At 53.5% G+C, this 16434-nt stretch carries 18 protein-coding genes; 11 read left to right on the top strand and 7 right to left on the bottom strand.

Features of this window, described 5'->3' with window-relative positions:
* The first annotated feature begins 61 nt into the window (after positions 1-61).
* Genes L6H98_RS19600 through L6H98_RS19585 form a run of 4 tightly spaced genes read left to right on the top strand, consistent with a single transcriptional unit; the run spans position 62 to position 3431 of the window.
* Entirely contained in the window at positions 62-976 is a 915-nt protein-coding gene (locus L6H98_RS19600) for an ABC transporter ATP-binding protein (protein ID WP_236417601.1), read from the top strand.
* Positions 973-1689 carry an ABC transporter permease gene (locus L6H98_RS19595; RefSeq protein ID WP_236417600.1) on the top strand — a complete coding sequence of 239 codons (717 nt, stop codon included), beginning with the start codon at positions 973-975 and terminating at the stop codon, positions 1687-1689. The genes L6H98_RS19600 and L6H98_RS19595 overlap by 4 nt, the downstream gene beginning before the upstream one ends.
* A 1-nt stretch (position 1690) precedes the next feature.
* A complete protein-coding gene (locus L6H98_RS19590; protein ID WP_236417599.1) occupies positions 1691-2425 on the top strand; it encodes an ABC transporter permease in 735 nt (244 codons plus the stop codon).
* A 22-nt stretch (positions 2426-2447) separates the two neighbouring features.
* Positions 2448-3431 (top strand): alpha/beta hydrolase, encoded by a 984-nt coding sequence (locus tag L6H98_RS19585; protein ID WP_236417598.1) that lies wholly within the window; start codon positions 2448-2450, stop codon positions 3429-3431.
* Between the two features lie 92 nt (positions 3432-3523).
* Here L6H98_RS19585 and L6H98_RS19580 read toward each other — a convergent pair whose 3' ends face one another.
* Positions 3524-4477, bottom strand: coding sequence for an L-lactate dehydrogenase (locus tag L6H98_RS19580; protein WP_236417596.1), 954 nt, complete (start codon positions 4475-4477; stop codon positions 3524-3526).
* Positions 4478-5040: 563 nt separating this feature from the next.
* Between L6H98_RS19580 and L6H98_RS19575 the strand changes: the two genes are divergently transcribed.
* Together L6H98_RS19575 and L6H98_RS19570 are read left to right on the top strand one after the other, a co-directional pair.
* Complete coding sequence (locus L6H98_RS19575) at positions 5041-5775, top strand: hypothetical protein (protein ID WP_236417588.1); 735 nt, start codon at positions 5041-5043, stop codon at positions 5773-5775.
* Between the two features lie 144 nt (positions 5776-5919).
* On the top strand, positions 5920-6741 hold the full coding sequence (locus L6H98_RS19570) for a protein kinase (protein WP_236417586.1): 822 nt from the start codon (positions 5920-5922) through the stop codon (positions 6739-6741).
* Between the two features lie 201 nt (positions 6742-6942).
* Here L6H98_RS19570 and L6H98_RS19565 read toward each other — a convergent pair whose 3' ends face one another.
* On the bottom strand, positions 6943-7155 hold the full coding sequence (locus L6H98_RS19565; protein ID WP_236417585.1) for a hypothetical protein: 213 nt from the start codon (positions 7153-7155) through the stop codon (positions 6943-6945).
* A 255-nt stretch (positions 7156-7410) separates the two neighbouring features.
* Between L6H98_RS19565 and map the strand changes: the two genes are divergently transcribed.
* Positions 7411-8157 (top strand): type I methionyl aminopeptidase, encoded by a 747-nt coding sequence (gene map, locus L6H98_RS19560; RefSeq protein ID WP_236417584.1) that lies wholly within the window; start codon positions 7411-7413, stop codon positions 8155-8157.
* A gap of 170 nt (positions 8158-8327) precedes the next feature.
* Positions 8328-9341: an NADP-dependent oxidoreductase gene (locus tag L6H98_RS19555; RefSeq protein WP_236417583.1), complete on the top strand. Its 1014-nt coding sequence runs from the start codon at positions 8328-8330 to the stop codon at positions 9339-9341.
* Between the two features lie 89 nt (positions 9342-9430).
* Here the strand turns inward: L6H98_RS19555 and L6H98_RS19550 are convergent, their stop codons facing one another.
* Positions 9431-9925 (bottom strand): cytochrome c biogenesis protein CcdC, encoded by a 495-nt coding sequence (locus L6H98_RS19550; protein WP_236417582.1) that lies wholly within the window; start codon positions 9923-9925, stop codon positions 9431-9433.
* A gap of 309 nt (positions 9926-10234) precedes the next feature.
* Between L6H98_RS19550 and L6H98_RS19545 the strand changes: the two genes are divergently transcribed.
* Positions 10235-11356: a hypothetical protein gene (locus tag L6H98_RS19545; RefSeq protein WP_236417581.1), complete on the top strand. Its 1122-nt coding sequence runs from the start codon at positions 10235-10237 to the stop codon at positions 11354-11356.
* 179 nt (positions 11357-11535) lie between these two features.
* Here the strand turns inward: L6H98_RS19545 and L6H98_RS19540 are convergent, their stop codons facing one another.
* Together L6H98_RS19540 and L6H98_RS19535 are read right to left on the bottom strand one after the other, a co-directional pair.
* On the bottom strand, positions 11536-12078 hold the full coding sequence (locus tag L6H98_RS19540) for a WHG domain-containing protein (protein ID WP_356723650.1): 543 nt from the start codon (positions 12076-12078) through the stop codon (positions 11536-11538).
* Between the two features lie 29 nt (positions 12079-12107).
* Positions 12108-12833 (bottom strand): MBL fold metallo-hydrolase, encoded by a 726-nt coding sequence (locus L6H98_RS19535; RefSeq protein WP_236417579.1) that lies wholly within the window; start codon positions 12831-12833, stop codon positions 12108-12110.
* Between the two features lie 343 nt (positions 12834-13176).
* Here L6H98_RS19535 and L6H98_RS19530 point away from each other — a divergent pair, with 343 nt between their 5' ends.
* Positions 13177-13611 (top strand): Rrf2 family transcriptional regulator, encoded by a 435-nt coding sequence (locus L6H98_RS19530; protein ID WP_236417578.1) that lies wholly within the window; start codon positions 13177-13179, stop codon positions 13609-13611.
* A 188-nt stretch (positions 13612-13799) separates the two neighbouring features.
* Positions 13800-14426: a nitroreductase family protein gene (locus tag L6H98_RS19525; RefSeq protein WP_236417577.1), complete on the top strand. Its 627-nt coding sequence runs from the start codon at positions 13800-13802 to the stop codon at positions 14424-14426.
* Between the two features lie 154 nt (positions 14427-14580).
* Here the strand turns inward: L6H98_RS19525 and L6H98_RS19520 are convergent, their stop codons facing one another.
* Positions 14581-15264 carry an S-layer homology domain-containing protein gene (locus tag L6H98_RS19520; RefSeq protein ID WP_236417576.1) on the bottom strand — a complete coding sequence of 228 codons (684 nt, stop codon included), beginning with the start codon at positions 15262-15264 and terminating at the stop codon, positions 14581-14583.
* 92 nt (positions 15265-15356) lie between these two features.
* Complete coding sequence (locus L6H98_RS19515) at positions 15357-16259, bottom strand: AraC family transcriptional regulator (RefSeq protein WP_236417575.1); 903 nt, start codon at positions 16257-16259, stop codon at positions 15357-15359.
* Between the last annotated feature and the right edge of the window lie 175 nt (positions 16260-16434).

Raw genomic sequence — 16434 nt, 5'->3', positions numbered from 1 at the left:
ACTTCGGGCACCCCGGCTTTTAACCTTGAACCTTTAATATGGGTTCCGAGGTGATTAAACCATGAGCGAAAACATTATTCAAACCGCCAACCTGTGGAAAACATATCGCGACCGCGCAGCGGTCCGGGAACTTGATTTGACGATTAAAAAAGGAGACATCTACGGTTTCCTCGGCCCGAACGGCGCCGGCAAAACAACGACGATCCGCATGCTGCTCGGCCTGATCAAGCCGACGAAGGGCGTCATTCGCATCTTTGATAAAGACATCCGCAAGGATCGCATGGACATTTTGCGGCGTGTGGGCTCGCTCGTCGAATATCCGTCCTATTACGGGCATCTGAATGCGGTCGAAAATTTGGAAGCCCTGCGCCGGATTTTGGGCGCGCCCAAATCGCGGATTAGCGAAGTGCTCTCGATTGTTGACCTGACTCGGGACGCCAAACGGTCAGTCAAAGGGTATTCGCTGGGCATGAAGCAGCGTCTCGGCATTGCCAGCGCGCTGTTATGCCAGCCGGAGCTGCTCATTTTGGACGAGCCGACGAACGGTCTGGACCCGGCAGGCATTCAAGAGATCCGCGAACTGATCAAACGCATGCCCTTGGAACACGGCATCACGGTCCTCGTGTCCAGTCACTTGCTCAGCGAAGTGGAGCAGATGGCCAGCCGGGTCGGCATTATCCGTGACGGAAAAATGGTCTTGCAGGATACCATCGCGAACTTGCATAACCAGACAGGCAGTTCCATATGCCTGACGGTGTCGGAGCCGGAAGAAGCGATGAAGCTGGCGCGGGAGCAAGGACAGTTCGGCCAACGCCAGGGGTCAATGCTGACGTTCCCTTACATGGACGATAGCGCCATCGCCTTGCTCGTTCGCCGCCTGGTGGAACGGGATCATGCGGTGTATCGCGTGGAGGAGCATCGCCAATCCTTGGAGGACCTCTTCATGCGCGTGATCGGCGAGGGGGCTTCCATATGACAGGGCGGGCGCTATTTTCCGATTGGCTGAAGATACGCGGCAAGGGCATTTGGTTTCTCGTTTTTCTGGCACCGATCGGACTGACCGCAATGCAGGCGCTGAACTTCGGTTTGAGGCTCGATTACTTGAAGGAACAATACGCAGCCGATCTGTGGGGAGGGCTGCTCGAAAACGTGGTGATGTTCGTGCCGCTCGCCCTGATGTTGGGTGCAACGGTGCTCAGTTCGATGATCGCGGGCGTTGAGCATGAACAGGGTTCATGGAAGCAGCTTTTGGCCATGCCGATCTCCAGAACGGCCGTATACACGGGCAAATTTTTGCTTGCTTGCGTGCTGCTGATCATTTCGTGTTTGTTGCTGACCGCTGGCATCGTCGTCCTTGGATTGGTGCTTGGATTCGATGCGGGAAGTATTCCGTGGGGACAGGCGATCACGCTCGGATTGATGCCGCTTGCTGGGGCGCTGCCGGTATTGTCGCTTGAATTTTGGTTGACCACGGTCAGCAAAAACCAGGCGCTGCCGGTAACCCTTGGCATTGTTTTGGCCATCGTAGGCTTGTTTTCGTTGTCCCTTTCCCCATATTTCCCGCTCGCTTGGTCCCAGATGGCTTGGAGCGGTCCGAACCCCTTGATGTTTGCGGGTATGGGCATTGGTGCGGGATTGCTGATCCTGCTGCTTGGCATGGTCCACTTCAGTCGAAAGGATGTGGCCTAGGATGAACTTTGCGACGACATATTTTCGAATCCTCTCGTCCGAGCGGCTGAAAATGGGGAAATCGCCGATATGGCTCCTGATTCTCGTCAGCCCGCTGCTTGCGCTGCTGCTTGGGATCACCGCCACGCCGGGCGGAAACTGGGCCGTGTTGATGAACGCGATGCTTTCCTTGCACGGCTTGCTGTTATTTCCGATGTTAACGGGCGTGTTTGCCTCGTTCGTCTGCCGCTTCGAACATGCCGGCGGCGGATGGAAACAAATGCTGGTCCTCCCGCTGACGCGCACAGGCGTATACTCAGCCAAATTGACCGTCGTGATGGTGCTGCTTGCACTCACGCAGTGTTTGATGCTCGGGTCCATCGTGCTTGGAGGCATGTTCCATGGCTTTACGCAGCCTGTCCCGTGGGGACTCCTTGCAGGCCATCTGCTGCTGGGACTGTTCGCCGCTCTGCCGTTAGCTGCTTTGCAAATGTTCGTATCGTTGGTGTGGAGCAGCTTCGCCGCACCGCTCGCGTTGAATTTCGGCCTGACCGTGCCGAATATTCTGATCATCAATTCGGCGACTTATGGTCCGTATTATCCATGGGCGCAGCCGATGCTGTTGATGATGCCGACAGGAAGCGGCGGCTTTGGCGCGTATAATGTGCCGCTCGGCACGTTGATTGCCGTGGTTGGCGGAAGCGCGGTATTTTTCCTGCTGATCGGGCTGCTGTATTTCCGGCGTAAAGAAATTTGAACGCAGGTACAGGTCGATGAAAATGAATACAACTATAAAACGTTTGCGGGCCGTGGTCTTGAAAATCATATTGCTCCTTGTCTCATTCGTTGTTCTGTGGGTGGTTATTCACCAAGTGCTTACAGCTTATGAAAAAGGAAAGTATCCTCCCATGGGGACATTCATCGAAGTAAACGGTGAAAAGATGCATGTCTACGCGAAAGGCGCCGGGAAGCAAACGATCGTGTTGTTGAGCGGACTCGGTACGCCGGCCCCCGTGCTGGATTTTGAACCGTTGATCAACGAGCTGGCTGAGAGGAACAAAGTGGTTATCGTGGAGGGCTTTGGTTACGGCTGGAGCGATGTGACCCACAAGGAGCGGACCGTGGAGAACATCGTGGAGGAGCTGCGAACGGCTTTGAAAAAGTCAGGGATCGAAGGTCCTTATATTCTGATGCCCCATTCCATGTCTGGTATCTACAGCATGTACTACGCCAACCGTTATCCGGATGAGGTCAGGGCGGTCATTGGCATCGATCCAACATTGCCCCAGGCGTTGGCATACTTTGGCGAGAGCGCGCCTACCGCACCTTCGTACATGGGCCTGGCAGCTCCGACCGGCGTGATCAGGTTGGCTATGCTCATCAATCCGGCAGACTTTTTGCCAAGGGCGGAAGAGGGGCTGTACTCGGTTGCGAATCTCGATAAGATGAGGGCAATTACGGCATGGAAGGGAACCAACCGAAACATCATCGATGAAACGAACGAAATTGGCAGTAACGTGGCCAAGACCGCCGACATGGCATTTCCCCCGGATGTTCCCGTCCTGATTTTTACAACAAAAGAAAACAGGGAGGCAAAGGATGGAAAGACCAACGTGACGTTCTATCAGACTCAATTGCCGGACGATTCTGTCAGCCGAATCATCGTCATGGAAGGCGGCCATTACCTTCACTGGACGAAATACAAGGAAATAAGCCTGGCAGTCGAGCAGTTTACGTCGGACATTTCCGAGAAAGGGAACTGAAAAGCGACGGTTGGGCGCAAAAAAACAATAAGCCAGGGCCCCGTACAGCGAGGAGCGTCCTGGCTTTTTGTTATATGTTAAAAAGAAAATCGCTATGCCAACGTTAATCGACGGATGCTCCCGGACAAAATGCTGCACGAACGTTCGAACTTTTCACGTTCCGTTTCATGGAGATGCAGCTCGATGACTTCCTGGATGCCATTGCCACTAATAATGGCTGGTACCCCAACGCAAACGTCTTTCTGTCCGTATTCCCCGTCCAGAATGGCGGATACGGCAATGATTTTGTGCTCGTCGTTCAGGATGGAACGCGTAATGTGGGCGAGGGCGTTGCCGATACCAAACTGCGTGGAGCCTTTGCGCGTGAAAATTTCCCATCCCGCATCCTTCGTTTTGCGGGCGATATCGTCCAGATCGAGATGTTTGAAACGCTCCTTGTGCTGCTCCAAAATGTGCATGATCGGCTTGCCGCCGATCGTCACGTGGGACCAGGCGACGAACTGGGACTCGCCATGTTCCCCGAGGGCATATCCGTGCACGCTGCGCGGATCAATGGAGAACACTTCGGACAGCAAGGTTTTGAGCCTGGATGAGTCGATGGAAGTTCCCGTGCCGATGACGCGTTCGCGCGGCAAGCCCGACAGCTTCCAAACCATATAAGTGACGACGTCAACCGGGTTGGCTGCAACGACAAAAATACCCTGGAACCCGCTGTCCATGATCGGAAGCACGATATCTTTGGTGATGGCCTCGGCCTCTTCCAGAAGGTCAAGGCGTGTCTGCCCCGGCTTGGGGTTGGCTCCGGCCGTAAGCACAATAACGTCCATGCTGGTGCAATCGGCATACGTTCCCGCGTACACCTTGGTGCGATTGTGCGTAAAGTCCATGCAATGGGAAAAATCGAGCGCTTGCGCAACTGCGCGGTCGTATGTCCGGTCAACCATCATGATTTCCCTGCATATGGACTGATTAATCATTGAATAAGCACAACTTGAACCAACCAAACCCGCCCCGATCACCGCTACTTTACCTGATCTGCCTAACACCTCGTTCAACCTCCGTTTTCGAATATAATCCGTTCATAACATGCATTATGTTAAGTAAGGTCTTATAAAATATGTCGGATTCCAAATATACGTTACATAAGATAACACATGAAAATGCTTTACAGCAATGATTCCCGTTATCGCGGGAGCGTAGTGGGGTAATGAGGTTAACAAAATTGACACGAATTGCGATGGAAATAGGTAACCTCCCTTTTTTTCGAGGCATGTACCCCTGAAAATGTCTGATTTCAACACGGGTGTCGAAGCAAAATGACAGCATTTGCATGTGCAGCGTTCGACACGACGGCATATGTGGCTTAAGTCGAAACAGGCGGGAATTTTTCGAAAAAAGCGACTGACAAAAGTTCTTATGAATCCCCAGAAACAGAAGAAAACCGTCAAAGGGATTATTCCATGAATTCACGAATACATACGGCAAATGCTGAAAACAGCATGATTGAGCTTGTTTAACTGTTGCCCAATCCGATGAACGTTCCCCAAGAGGAACGCTGAAGCTATGTCCTTTGGTAGTCAAAGACTTCGATAACGGGAGGGAATTTCAAATGATTGAAGAAGCAGGAGCAACGACGGAAACAGCCAAGAGTCTGGGAATTGGGGCCAGCACTCTTCGTAAATATGCAGCGGCGCTGGAAGAACGGGGATACCGCTTTGAACGAGCCGCGAACAAATCGCGTCTGTTCAAAACAGAGGACGTGGAGTGCATTGAAAGACTGATGATGGAACTGCGAGAGCACAATATGCCGCTTGCCGATGCCGTAGTAACCGTCCTGGCCAATGATATGCGTGCCGATGACGGTCCCGAACCTGATGAGACAAATGATGAAATGGACGTTTCCAACAGTGGGCGGGAGGGAGCCGATCACGAGGTTGTGGGTGGCAGCGGGGAGCCTGCATTCGAGGCTGCCGCGCCATTGTCCATGCCATCGCTTTTTCCGGAAGTGGCGGCATCCTCCGTCCATTCCCGTATGGTGGAAGGGTTGGGGCAGCTGGTCAGCGAAGTGACGCATGGGGCCGTGGAACCGAAGGATGAGCAGACGCAGCTGCAGGAGCGGGTCAATGAACTTGAAGCAAAAATTGGGGAGCTTGCCGCCGTATATGAGGAATTGCTGGGGCAGATGGACAAGCAGCAGCAATGGATGAATGACAAATTGGAGGAAGAGCGGGATCGTGAGCTGGTTACCAATCTGCGCAGTTACCAGGGGAGACAACGCAAATCCAAGGGGGTGTCGTTGCGGATGTTGTTTGGGTTGTTGCCCAAAAAACATAAAGAGGCGTGACGAACATCGTTGTCCGCCCGTGCTATTCCTCTGCTTACGCTGCCTGATATAATAGTCTCCATACGATACCAGAAGACGGGCCGGGTACGATTTTGCACGCCACTGATGACAAATTCGAATCCCGGCTGCGATGTAGGAGGACATGTGGGACTGCGGCGAAGCTGGCAACGATGGATCGGATTTTGGACAGACCGACCCCAGAGGAAGGGCACAACCATTGCCGAAAGGTACACCGTTACCCGACTCCTTGGCATGGGCAGTTACGGACTCACTTATTTATGCACGGATGAACATACGGGGCAGGAGGTCGCATTGAAGGAGTCGAAGCCCAGCAAAGGAACGCTTTCGGTGAGGCTGCTTGAGCGGGAAGCGGAAGTGATGGGCCGTCTGGAGCATCCTTTCATCCCCAAGCTGCTCGAATCGTTCAGTTACCTCGGCCGGAACTACCTGGCTGCGGAGTATGTACGCGGAGAAACGCTGGAGCAGTGCATCTTCGAGCAGGGGTGCGTCTATTCGGAACAGGAGTGTCTTGAACTGGTGGGTCGTCTGCTCGGACCGTTAAACCATGTGCATCAGCAGGGATACATTCATGGCGATGTACGCATCCCCAACGTCATCCTGCGTGACGGCCAGGTGCATTTGATTGATTTCGGCCTGGCGCGGCGCATGGGGGAACCGCTCCTGCCGGAATTGAAACGGCGAATGCGGGACGTTCCTTTACCGGAGGACGAGCCGGCGATTGCGGATCAGGATCTTCAGGATGTGGGGCATTTTCTGTTGTTCATGTTGTATTCCGCGTTTGAACCGGAAAAGGGGAAAGCTCCTGCAAGCTGGCAGGAAGAGCTTGATCTCTCGCCATCCATGCGAGTCATGCTGGAAAGACTGTTAGGGCTTCGGCCCGGTTATGAAGGCGGCGTGCCCGAGCTTTTGGCCGATGTTCGGGATATGCTTGAGGAGACGAAGTGAATTATTTTTCTGGTAAAAAAGTAAAGGTGATCTGATGCAATGGCTGCCATGATCCGAATAAAAAGGGTGCTCTCCAACCGCGAAGCGGCTGGCAGGGCACCTCTTGTTTTGCACTCACCGGATAACAACCGCCGGGCGCGAGTTCCTTTCAGCAATTACGCCGCCGGATGCGTCGCATACATATCCGATGAACGCTGTATATTAACTGGAACTATATTTTCTGCTTTTGTAATAGCTGGAGCCGTGGCGGCTGTCCCGGTGCTTCATGTCCGACGAAGAATAACGCCGGTATGCATGCTTCCCGGAAGAACTGCTGTAGCGCCTGTAGACGCGTTTTCCCGAGGAGCTGCCATAATGTCTGCGGTGGGAAGAAGATTTGGAATCGAGAAGCTTGCCTAACATTTTTCTGAGCATCAGTTTCCCCTCCTTTCGTCTTCGGCCGTATATGCGAATATACGTTGCTTCGACGGGGGCGGTTTCGGTTTTTTTAGCACGATTCGTCTTTGCGGGATGCGGATGGATCCAATGTTTTCAGAAAAGTGTATTCATTGCATTGACGGGATATCGTATAATAGATTGTTGATGATGTTGCGGATTTTTTTGTTTTTGAGCGTTTCGAGAGTAGAATAGAGGAAAGAACAGATTAATTACGGACAAGGAGAAGTTATCATGATTACGTTGAAGACGAATGAACAGATCGGGAATATGAAAAAGGCCGGAGAGATTCTGGCTGCATGCCATAGAGAAATCGCCAAGATGATTCGTCCGGGAATCACGACCCAGGAAATCGATCAGTTTGCCGAAGCTTTTATGAAGAAAAATGGGGCAACGCCTGAGCAGAAAGGATACAACGGTTATCAATTTGCCACATGCGCGTCCGTCAATGATGTGATCTGTCACGGTTTTCCGGGAAAATACGTGCTGAAGGACGGAGATATCGTCACGATTGACATGGTTGTCAATCTGAACGGTTGGCTTGCCGACTCGGCTTGGTCTTATGCGGTTGGGCAGGTAAGCCCGGAAGCCCGGCATTTGCTGGACGTCACCAAGGAATCCCTGTACAAAGGCATTGAAATGGCCGTAGTCGGCAACCGCATCGGAGACATCTCCCATGCAATCCAGGTATATGCCGAAGGCGAAGGACTTTCCGTCGTGCGCGAATTCGTTGGGCATGGCATCGGCGAGAAAATGCATGAGGAACCGCAGGTGCCTCATTACGGACCACCGCATCGCGGGCCGCGTCTCAAAGAAGGCATGGTGATTACCATCGAGCCGATGTTGAACATCGGAACCTATCGCAGCAAGCTGGATTCCGACGGTTGGACAGCGCGCACGCAGGATGGAAGCCTTTCGGCGCAATACGAGCACACCATCGCCATTACGGCTGACGGTCCAATTATTCTGACGGCTCAATAATAGATTGCACATTCAAAACCACGATATTTGGCGAAAGTCGGGCGGACACGTTTGTGATCCGCCTGTTTCGGTTTAAACTGTTAAGGAGTCAGGAACATAATTTGCCAGGGCCAGGATAGCCCTGGCCACAAAGGCCGGTACGGTCTACTGACAGCAAGGAGGTCATTCAGTTGTCCGAAAATGAACAGATTGTGCTGGCATCGCGTCCGGAAGGTGAGCCGACCAGGGACAATTTTCGATTTATCCGGTCTCCCCTGCCGCAGCCTGAAGCCGGACAGGTGCTGGTTCGCACGTTATATTTGTCCGTTGATCCATATATGCGCGGCCGCATGAAGGATGCCAAGTCTTATGCGCCCCCTTACGCGCTGGATGAGGTCATCAAAGGTGGAGTCATCGGTCAGGTGGTTGATTCGTCGGAACCGAACCTGCGCAAGGGAGATCTTGTGACCGGGATGTGGGGATGGCAGCGATTCGCTGCGGTAAACACGGCCGATATTTCCCTGATCGAGCCGGGAGAGGCACCGATCACGGCGTATCTAGGCGTGCTGGGTCTGACCGGACTGACCGCGTATTTCGGGCTTGAAGATATCGGCAAGCCGCAAGACGGCGAAACAGTCGTCATTTCCGGCGCCGCCGGAGCGGTCGGCATGGTCGCAGGACAGATCGCAAAGATCAAAGGGGCGCGCGTCGTGGGGATCGCGGGTAAGGACGAAAAATGCGCGTATTTGAAGGAACAACTCGGATTCGACGAGGTGCTGAATTACAGACGGGAGCAGGATATGTCGGCAGCGGTCGAACGCGCTTGCCCGGAAGGTGTCGATGTTTATTTCGACAATGTGGGAGGCGACATTTCCGATGCGGTACTCCGCCATATCAACCGGAATGCGCGGATTCCGTTGTGCGGGCAAATTTCGGCTTATAATCTGAAGCAGCCCGACGTTGGCATGCGCCCGCAGACATTGCTTCTGACCAATACGGCTCTGATGAAAGGTTTTTTGCTGGGCGATTATGCCAAATCCTTCAAGGAAGGAAGAGCCAAATTGGCCAAATGGCTTGCTGATGGGCTTATTCGGCATGAGGAAAACATTGTCGAAGGGTTTGAACATACGCCGGAAGCGTTCATCGGATTGTTTACGGGCGACAATCTCGGCAAACAGCTCGTTAAGGTCGCGGATCCCGAATAGCGATGAAGCCGGGAAGAGCCGAAATCGTGACCTATGACAAAAGACACGTCATTCGCCAATGCAGCGCGAAAGACGTGTCTTTTGTCGGTTTATCGGGTTGCCGCATCCGAGGCAATGACTTCCTGATAATGTTTATACATATATACGCGCCAGCGCACGATCATGCCGAAAGCCAGCAGGAAAAAAAGTCCGCCCGTCTGCGGTATGGTGACGTAACGCTGGATGACTTCATGAAGAATAAGACGCACGGCGAGCAGGCCGAGCAAAATAAAAACAAAGCTGCGCGAACGAGTGGCGAAAATCTCGCCGTTAATCCGTTCGAACTTGGTGCTCCGTATGAGCGGGTACGAAAAGATGAACCAGCCAACGAGCAAGGCGATCAATGCCCACAACCACGGAACATGCGTCTCGGGCACGACAAACATAAGGAACCCGGTGCTCATGCCGAGCGGGGGAATCAAAATTTTACGAATGGTTACCGGCCTGTGGCTTGCCTTCATGCGAATGAAGATAGCGAGCAGTGCCATGACAAGCATACCGACGGTTGCGCCGATTTGAAGATATAACGGACTGATCTGAGCCACGGAAATATCCCTCTTTCCGGAAGAATAGTTTGACCCGCCCAGCGGATCTGCAAAAAAGTTGCTTGAATCTATGATTTCTATTATATCACAAAGAGATAAAGCCGATAGAATGCTAAGTGTGTCATTTATCGAATACTTCAAATCGAGGAATTACAAAATTTGCATTTATTTTCAACCAAAGCGGTACCGTTTATTCGGCGATGGAGGAATAACTTTCGTTCCGGGCACAGCAGCATGAGAGCAAACGCAGATCATGAAAACGTGCAGACCTTGGTGAGACTTTGACACGAATATGGAGGAAGACGCAGCATGAAAAGAACTCACAGGTCATCCGTATGGGTGATGGCTTCTTTGACAACCTTCTCGATCGTACTGGCCATCCCCTGGATTTGGTGGCAATCCGAGGCATCAACTCCGCTTGAAGTCCTGATTATCGACAAAGGGGCATCAGAGTCTCCCAATCCGGAACATAAAGGTTTGATCTGGTTGCTCAATCAGCAAAAAATCGTCCGAAAGAACGGGGAACGATATATGTACGACGAAAATGATGCGGACCGGGCTACGACCTATTCACCGTCCGTGAGCCGGCGGTTGCCCGAAGACATCATGACCGATACGGATATCATTTATGTAACGTCTTCTTTGAACCGACAAGGGAGTACGGGTTTAAACGAATCGAGTGCACGGGAAGGAATCACGGAGCAGGATATCGGCAAAATCCGTGAGGCGGCGTCCAGAGGAGTTCTGGTCGTTGCCGAGTATGGAACTTTGTCAAATACGTTATCCCCGGCGGCCCAAAAGCAGTTTTACGAGCTGATGCATGTAAGGAGCAGCGGTTGGCGGGGGAAATACATATCGCATTTGCAAAGCTCGGATGAAGTGCCGGAGCAAGTGATGAAACGTTACGAAGCCGAGACGCGGGCGAAATGGCCGTATTCCGGATCGGGTCTGCTGCTTATGCACGAGGACGGATCGATCGTTGTATTGTGCCACGGAACAGATATGCGAACCGAGGATAGCGGGCTTGCTTTTACCCAGGAGGGAACGAATTGGAGCGGCATTGATGAACGGATTCACTACGACAACTGGTTCGATATTGTAGAGCCGGATTCGAAAGACGCGGTGAAGGCCTGGTTCAGGACGGGATTGACGGATGCCGGGCGCCAAAAGCTGCAGGATGCCCGCATTCCTTTGGAATTCCCGGCCGTGATCCGGCATGACGACAACGTACGGACATACTATATGGCCGGTTCGTTTGACGAGTTGAACAACTATTCGTTTTGGCGCAGAATCAAAGGCTGGGACGTCATCAGGAACTGGCTGACTCCGAACCGGAAGGGCGTGCCTGACGTCATGTATTGGAAGGCATACGTGCCCATGATGAAAACGATCTTGCGGGAAGCGGAACGCGCGGTCGGGTCGCAGCCTTAGTATGAGGATAACGAAGAGTGAATCCGTAGTAGAAGGGTATGAATGTGGAAAACGTGATAGACCGGGAAAAGCCGATTTCGGTCCAAAGGGACAAAAAGAACGGCCCGCTTAGGCTATTGATTGCCGGAAGCGGCCGTTCGGATGTTTCCAATCATGCATCATGGACTGCGTGCTTGAAGCTATTGCATCTTACCCATGTGCTGCAGCCCGTTCAGGAATGCTGCCACGGTGAGGCGAAGGCTCTCGCCAGGATCGAAATCCATGGCAAATCCGCCTTGGGCGCCGATGGAGGCAAAGCCATGGCACAGGCTGCGCAAGCCGCGCACGGCATGCAAGGCCTCGGCCTTGGTCAATGGATAAGGCTGCAGGGTTCGCAGCAGCAGATCCAGGGTGGCACTGCTCGCGGCAGCAAGCTGCGGTTCGTCCCGGTCCGGCGCATGGAAGGAGGCTTCATACAGCCCCGGGTGCTCACGGACAAAGGCAGTGTAGGCTGCAGCGATGGCCTGGATGGCCTCGCCGCCGGAACGGCCAGCGGCAGCGAGCGTTAGGGCGTGGCCGAGCTGCTGCACGGACATCAGCGCCAATTCCTGGCGAAGCCCCGGAAGACCGCTGATGTGGTTGTACAGCGACGGGGAGCGCACGCCCAGCCGCTGGGCCAGGGCGGCCAGCGTCAGCGCCTGGAAGCCGTCGCTGTCGGCGAGCTGGATCGCGGCGTTCAGCAATGCGCCGCGATCCAGTCCTTGCCGGGGGCTCATACGCGCCCCACGGCAGGGCGCAGCCGCTGCTCGGCGTCAGCCGCGGCTGCCCGCATCGCCGCCGCGGGCTGGCGCAGCATCCGTCCGTGGCCTACGGCGAGCACGGACGGTTCCAGCTCGGCCAGCCGCTTCGCGCTGGCCAGGGCCAGTTCCCCGTTCCAGGTCGCAAGCGCGGGGAACGGGAAGAGCGGGCGCAGGCGGCCGGACACGGCCAGGCCGCCGCGCGACTGGTACGCGTCGCCGGCGATCAGCACGCGGCTGCGCGTATCCATGAAGGCCATATGCCCCGGCGTATGGCCTGGTGTGGCGATGGCGACCAGGGAGCCGATGCGGTCGCCATCTTCCAGCACCCGGTCCGGACGGGTGCGGATGCCTTTCGGCACGCTGCCCCGAACAGGGGTCTGGGGCTCGTGAGGCAGCAGGGAGGCGTCGCCCTTCAGCAGCAAGGCATCGCGAGAAGAGATGCACACTTCGGCATCCGGCAGGGCCTCGTGCAGGCGATCGAGTGCGCCTACATGGTCGCCATGGGCGTGGGTCAGAATGATGCGGGTAATCGGTTTGCCTAATGATCCGGCTGCCTTCAGAATCCCTTTGTAACTGAAGGGCATGCCTGCATCAATTAATGTTAAGCCGTCCTCTTCTTCCACAAGATATACGTTGACGGGAAAGAGACGGGGCAGAAACGAAACCTGGATGACATGATGTTCACGGGTCATGCGCATGGAGCATTCCTCCTCGAAAACTAATGATATTAGTACTATAACTAATGTAATTAGTTTTTGCAACGGGAACTTTCGACAAAAATAAAAGGAAGGATTATTTTGCGAAAAAAGCGTTTTCAAAATATGGATTACCGATTATAATAGTCTCGTAAGCCCTTTCATATGTCTATCTTATTGGAGCCCTTCGCGAAGCGATCGGCTCGCTTTTTTTGTTTTCGGACTCGATCGGGGGGCAGAAATGGCCAAAGTTGACAACCTTAACTGTCATTCCTATAATGACAGTTGTACTTGCCTTGGGGCTGAAGTTCACCGGAGTTTGCTGCCGGGAGAGGAGTAAAAAAAAATGAACAGTGAGTTTACGATTGCTGTCCACTGTCTCGTCTTTCTGTCCATGAAGGCTGAGTGCATGGCCAATAGCGAAGACTTGTCGCAGAGCGTCGGCACGCATCCGGCGAGAGTGCGCAAGGTGTTAAGCGTGCTGCGCAAGCATGGCTATCTGACAACGAAGGAAGGCGCACATGGGGGGTATATCCTTAGCCGGGCCAGCAAGGAGATCAAGCTTGGCGAGTTGTACAGGCTGGTTGCGGGCGGTTCGCTTGGTCCAAGCTGGTGCTCGGGAGAGCTGGATTCGCCATGTATCGTATCCTCCAACATGCGGGAAGTCATGGGTTCCATCTATGATGGCGGGGAGAATGCGCTAAGCATTTATTTTGACGGCATTTCGATTGAGGACGTTAAGCGGCGCATCGGCGAATCAGAACGGATTACCCGCTTATGATATGATCCGGCCGGGACTCTGGTACTACGAAACCCGGGCATTCCGGGCATAACGTGAACACAGATGGAGATCGTCTGCGCTGATGTTATTTTCGGAGGGCGGGTAAACTATCCGGGTGCATTCCCGGTGCCTTGCGAACTTAAAAAAGAAGCAAACCTAAATAACAATTTATGGGGAGTGGAAACTGCATGTCCAGCATTGAAAACAACGAAACACTTCGCGTGATCAGCGAGCGTCACGCCGTTAAAAAGTATGAAAAAGGCTTCGTTATGCCGGAAGCCGACCTGAATGCCATTCTGACGGCAGCGAGCGAAGCGCCGTCCTCCTGGAACCTTCAGCATTGGAAGTTCCTGGTGATCGAATCCGAGGCCGATAAAGAAAAATTGCTGCCTATCGCTTATGGCCAGTCGCAAATTACGGACAGCTCCGTGACGATTGCCGTATTGGGAGATTTGGAAGCTAACCGCAATGCCGTCATTTACGATCAAGCGGTAGAGGCGGGAGCCCTTTCTTCCGAGGTTCGCGACGCGCTTGTCGGGCAAATCAACAGAGCCTATGAAAACCCCCAAACCGCTCGCGAAGAAGCGATCCGCAACGCTTCCCTCGCTTCCCAGAACATCATGCTGGCAGCGCGAGCACTTGGATACGATTCCTGCCCGATGGGGGGATACAACCCGAAACAACTGATTGAAACGTTCAACATCCCTGCGCGTTATGTGCCGAACATGCTGATCACGATCGGCAAGGCTGCGCAGCCTGCGCGTCCTTCGGGTCGTCTGCCGTTGTCCGAGGTTGTTGTCAAAGGATCGTTCTAATTCAAGAGACGTATATAACCCTTGATACGCAAACAAACCGCAAGTCCGTTAATGGAATTGCGGTTGTTTGCGTTTTGTTTGCGTTTTTTTGATTGCTTTTGTCGGGACGCGTTGTCCACGTATCATGGATCGATTAAAGCATCGCTTTGCCTCGTTATTTTTCCGGCATTTCCGGAATTTGAGGCGCATGGAAGCTCTCCATGTGTTTGATCGCGTTGTACATCATGACCGCGGCTTCGGCGCGGGTGACCGTTTGTTTGGGATTGAACTTGCCGTTCTCGTCAAGGGTATTGATTTTGAATACGAGGGAACGCTGGATGGCTCCCTGATAACTTGGCGTAATCTCATCTTCGTCAGCAACGTCGAGCGGATTGATTTTGATCATGGGGAGAGCACCTTTGCTCTCGATGCCTTGCATCAGGAACATGGTGAACTGCTCGCGCGTCAGCGGCTGGGGCGGATCGATGTCGGCTTCAAGCTGGATTCCATTATATTGGGCGCGGATAAAAGCGTCGCTATACCATACCCCGTCGAGCACCTTCGAGAACCTGTCGCTTGGCAGCGGCTGTTTGACGAAACGGATGGCATCGAGATTGAGGTCCAGTCCATCCGCAATAAGTTGTATGCCTTGAGCGGTGGTGAGCTGCTGCCCTGGTTTGAACAGGGAGTCGGTGATGCCCTTGATCCGGCCGTCCTGATGCAGCGATTCGATCTTGTCCGCTCCGGCGAGACCCTGAATATCGGTGAATTTGGCCTGATCGGCATGAATCGGACCGGCGCCCAGCGAAATGGTAAGCAGTGCTCCAGCGGCAACTGTGGCTAAAATGTTCTTTTTCATTGAGGTTCGCCTCTCTTTTCCAGGGGATATCCCTTTAACTAAAAGCTATTTGCCCCTTTAGACGAACCTTGGATTCAAAAGGTTGCTGCCATTTATCCTTTCGATTTGTTGCGATATTCGGTAGGCGAACGGCCCATCATTTTGCTGAATAGACGGGAAAAGTAGTAGGGGTCCTTGAACCCGAGCTCCGAGCTGATCTGTTTGACCGTCCAATCGGTAAAATCAAGGTAGCGGCAGGAATGCTGGATTTTGAGCCGCAAATAATAGTCGATGGGCGAGTAACCGGTCGCCTGCTTGAACAATTGCGAATAATGAGGGACGGACAGGCGGGCTTGAGCCGCTAGTTCCTTGAGACTGACCGCGCCTTCGAGATGCTGGAGCATGTATTGCACCGATTTCTCGGCTGCCCGTTTGCTGCTCATTGACTCATGATCTGTCCCGGAGCCGTATGCGAGCATGCCGAGCATGTATCCGGCGATCTGGGAGGCATACATCATCGTTTGCATCGAGTAACCGGTCTCCAATGTACCGTAACATTCGTGAAAAAGTTCAAGCCATTTTTGCGTTTTGGCGGGAGCCATGGCGGTCACGCCTTCGTTCAACAACGGCTCGATGTAATTGTTCGACAGGGTGCCGCGCAAGTGAACCCAGTAGATGCTCCAAGGTTCGGACGCATGCGCCCCGTACACGTGAGCCATGTTGGCAGGGAGAACAACCAGATTGCCTGCATTCACCTCATGCCGCTCGCTCCCACCGACGGAATACCATCCTGTGCCCTCGGCACAATACATGATGATATGGGAAGGGCAACCGGCAGGACGATTGCGGTAATGGTGCTCTGCCTTGTGGAAATACCCGATATCGGTCACGTGCAGTCCGGCGGTAACGGGATGGCCGGAGGCTTCTTGCAGCAGCGGGTCAGGCAGAACGATCAGCTTTTGCAGGTGAAATCCGTCCGATTTGCGCATGGCGAGAAGTTTGTCATATGGTTTCATACTTGTATTATGGTAATGGCGCGGCGGCGGAGTCAATCCCCAAACCGATCGCGTTATCATGGGCATGAAGCGGGGATGAAAATCGATCAGGATGAAGCATATGGACCTGGGATGGGTAAATACATAACAGCCAAGATTGCCGGTGGACTTTTAATGGACAGACATAAGTTATGGG

The sequence above is a fragment of the Paenibacillus sp. JJ-223 genome (assembly GCF_927798175.1).
Taxonomy (GTDB): Bacteria; Bacillota; Bacilli; order Paenibacillales; family Paenibacillaceae; genus Paenibacillus; species Paenibacillus hubeiensis.
This window is presented reverse-complemented; position numbering and strand designations above follow the sequence as displayed.

Coding starts and splice junctions, on each gene's coding strand:
- L6H98_RS19595 (WP_236417600.1), top strand. CDS start 973: ATGACAGGGCGGGCGCTATTTTCCGATTGGCTGAAGATACGCGGCAAG.
- L6H98_RS19565 (WP_236417585.1), bottom strand. CDS start 7,155: ATGCTCAGAAAAATGTTAGGCAAGCTTCTCGATTCCAAATCTTCTTCC.
- L6H98_RS19590 (WP_236417599.1), top strand. CDS start 1,691: ATGAACTTTGCGACGACATATTTTCGAATCCTCTCGTCCGAGCGGCTG.
- L6H98_RS19515 (WP_236417575.1), bottom strand. CDS start 16,259: ATGAAACCATATGACAAACTTCTCGCCATGCGCAAATCGGACGGATTT.
- L6H98_RS19585 (WP_236417598.1), top strand. CDS start 2,448: ATGAATACAACTATAAAACGTTTGCGGGCCGTGGTCTTGAAAATCATA.
- L6H98_RS19530 (WP_236417578.1), top strand. CDS start 13,177: ATGAACAGTGAGTTTACGATTGCTGTCCACTGTCTCGTCTTTCTGTCC.
- L6H98_RS19535 (WP_236417579.1), bottom strand. CDS start 12,833: ATGCGCATGACCCGTGAACATCATGTCATCCAGGTTTCGTTTCTGCCC.
- L6H98_RS19575 (WP_236417588.1), top strand. CDS start 5,041: ATGATTGAAGAAGCAGGAGCAACGACGGAAACAGCCAAGAGTCTGGGA.
- L6H98_RS19545 (WP_236417581.1), top strand. CDS start 10,235: ATGAAAAGAACTCACAGGTCATCCGTATGGGTGATGGCTTCTTTGACA.
- L6H98_RS19520 (WP_236417576.1), bottom strand. CDS start 15,264: ATGAAAAAGAACATTTTAGCCACAGTTGCCGCTGGAGCACTGCTTACC.
- L6H98_RS19525 (WP_236417577.1), top strand. CDS start 13,800: ATGTCCAGCATTGAAAACAACGAAACACTTCGCGTGATCAGCGAGCGT.
- L6H98_RS19600 (WP_236417601.1), top strand. CDS start 62: ATGAGCGAAAACATTATTCAAACCGCCAACCTGTGGAAAACATATCGC.
- map (WP_236417584.1), top strand. CDS start 7,411: ATGATTACGTTGAAGACGAATGAACAGATCGGGAATATGAAAAAGGCC.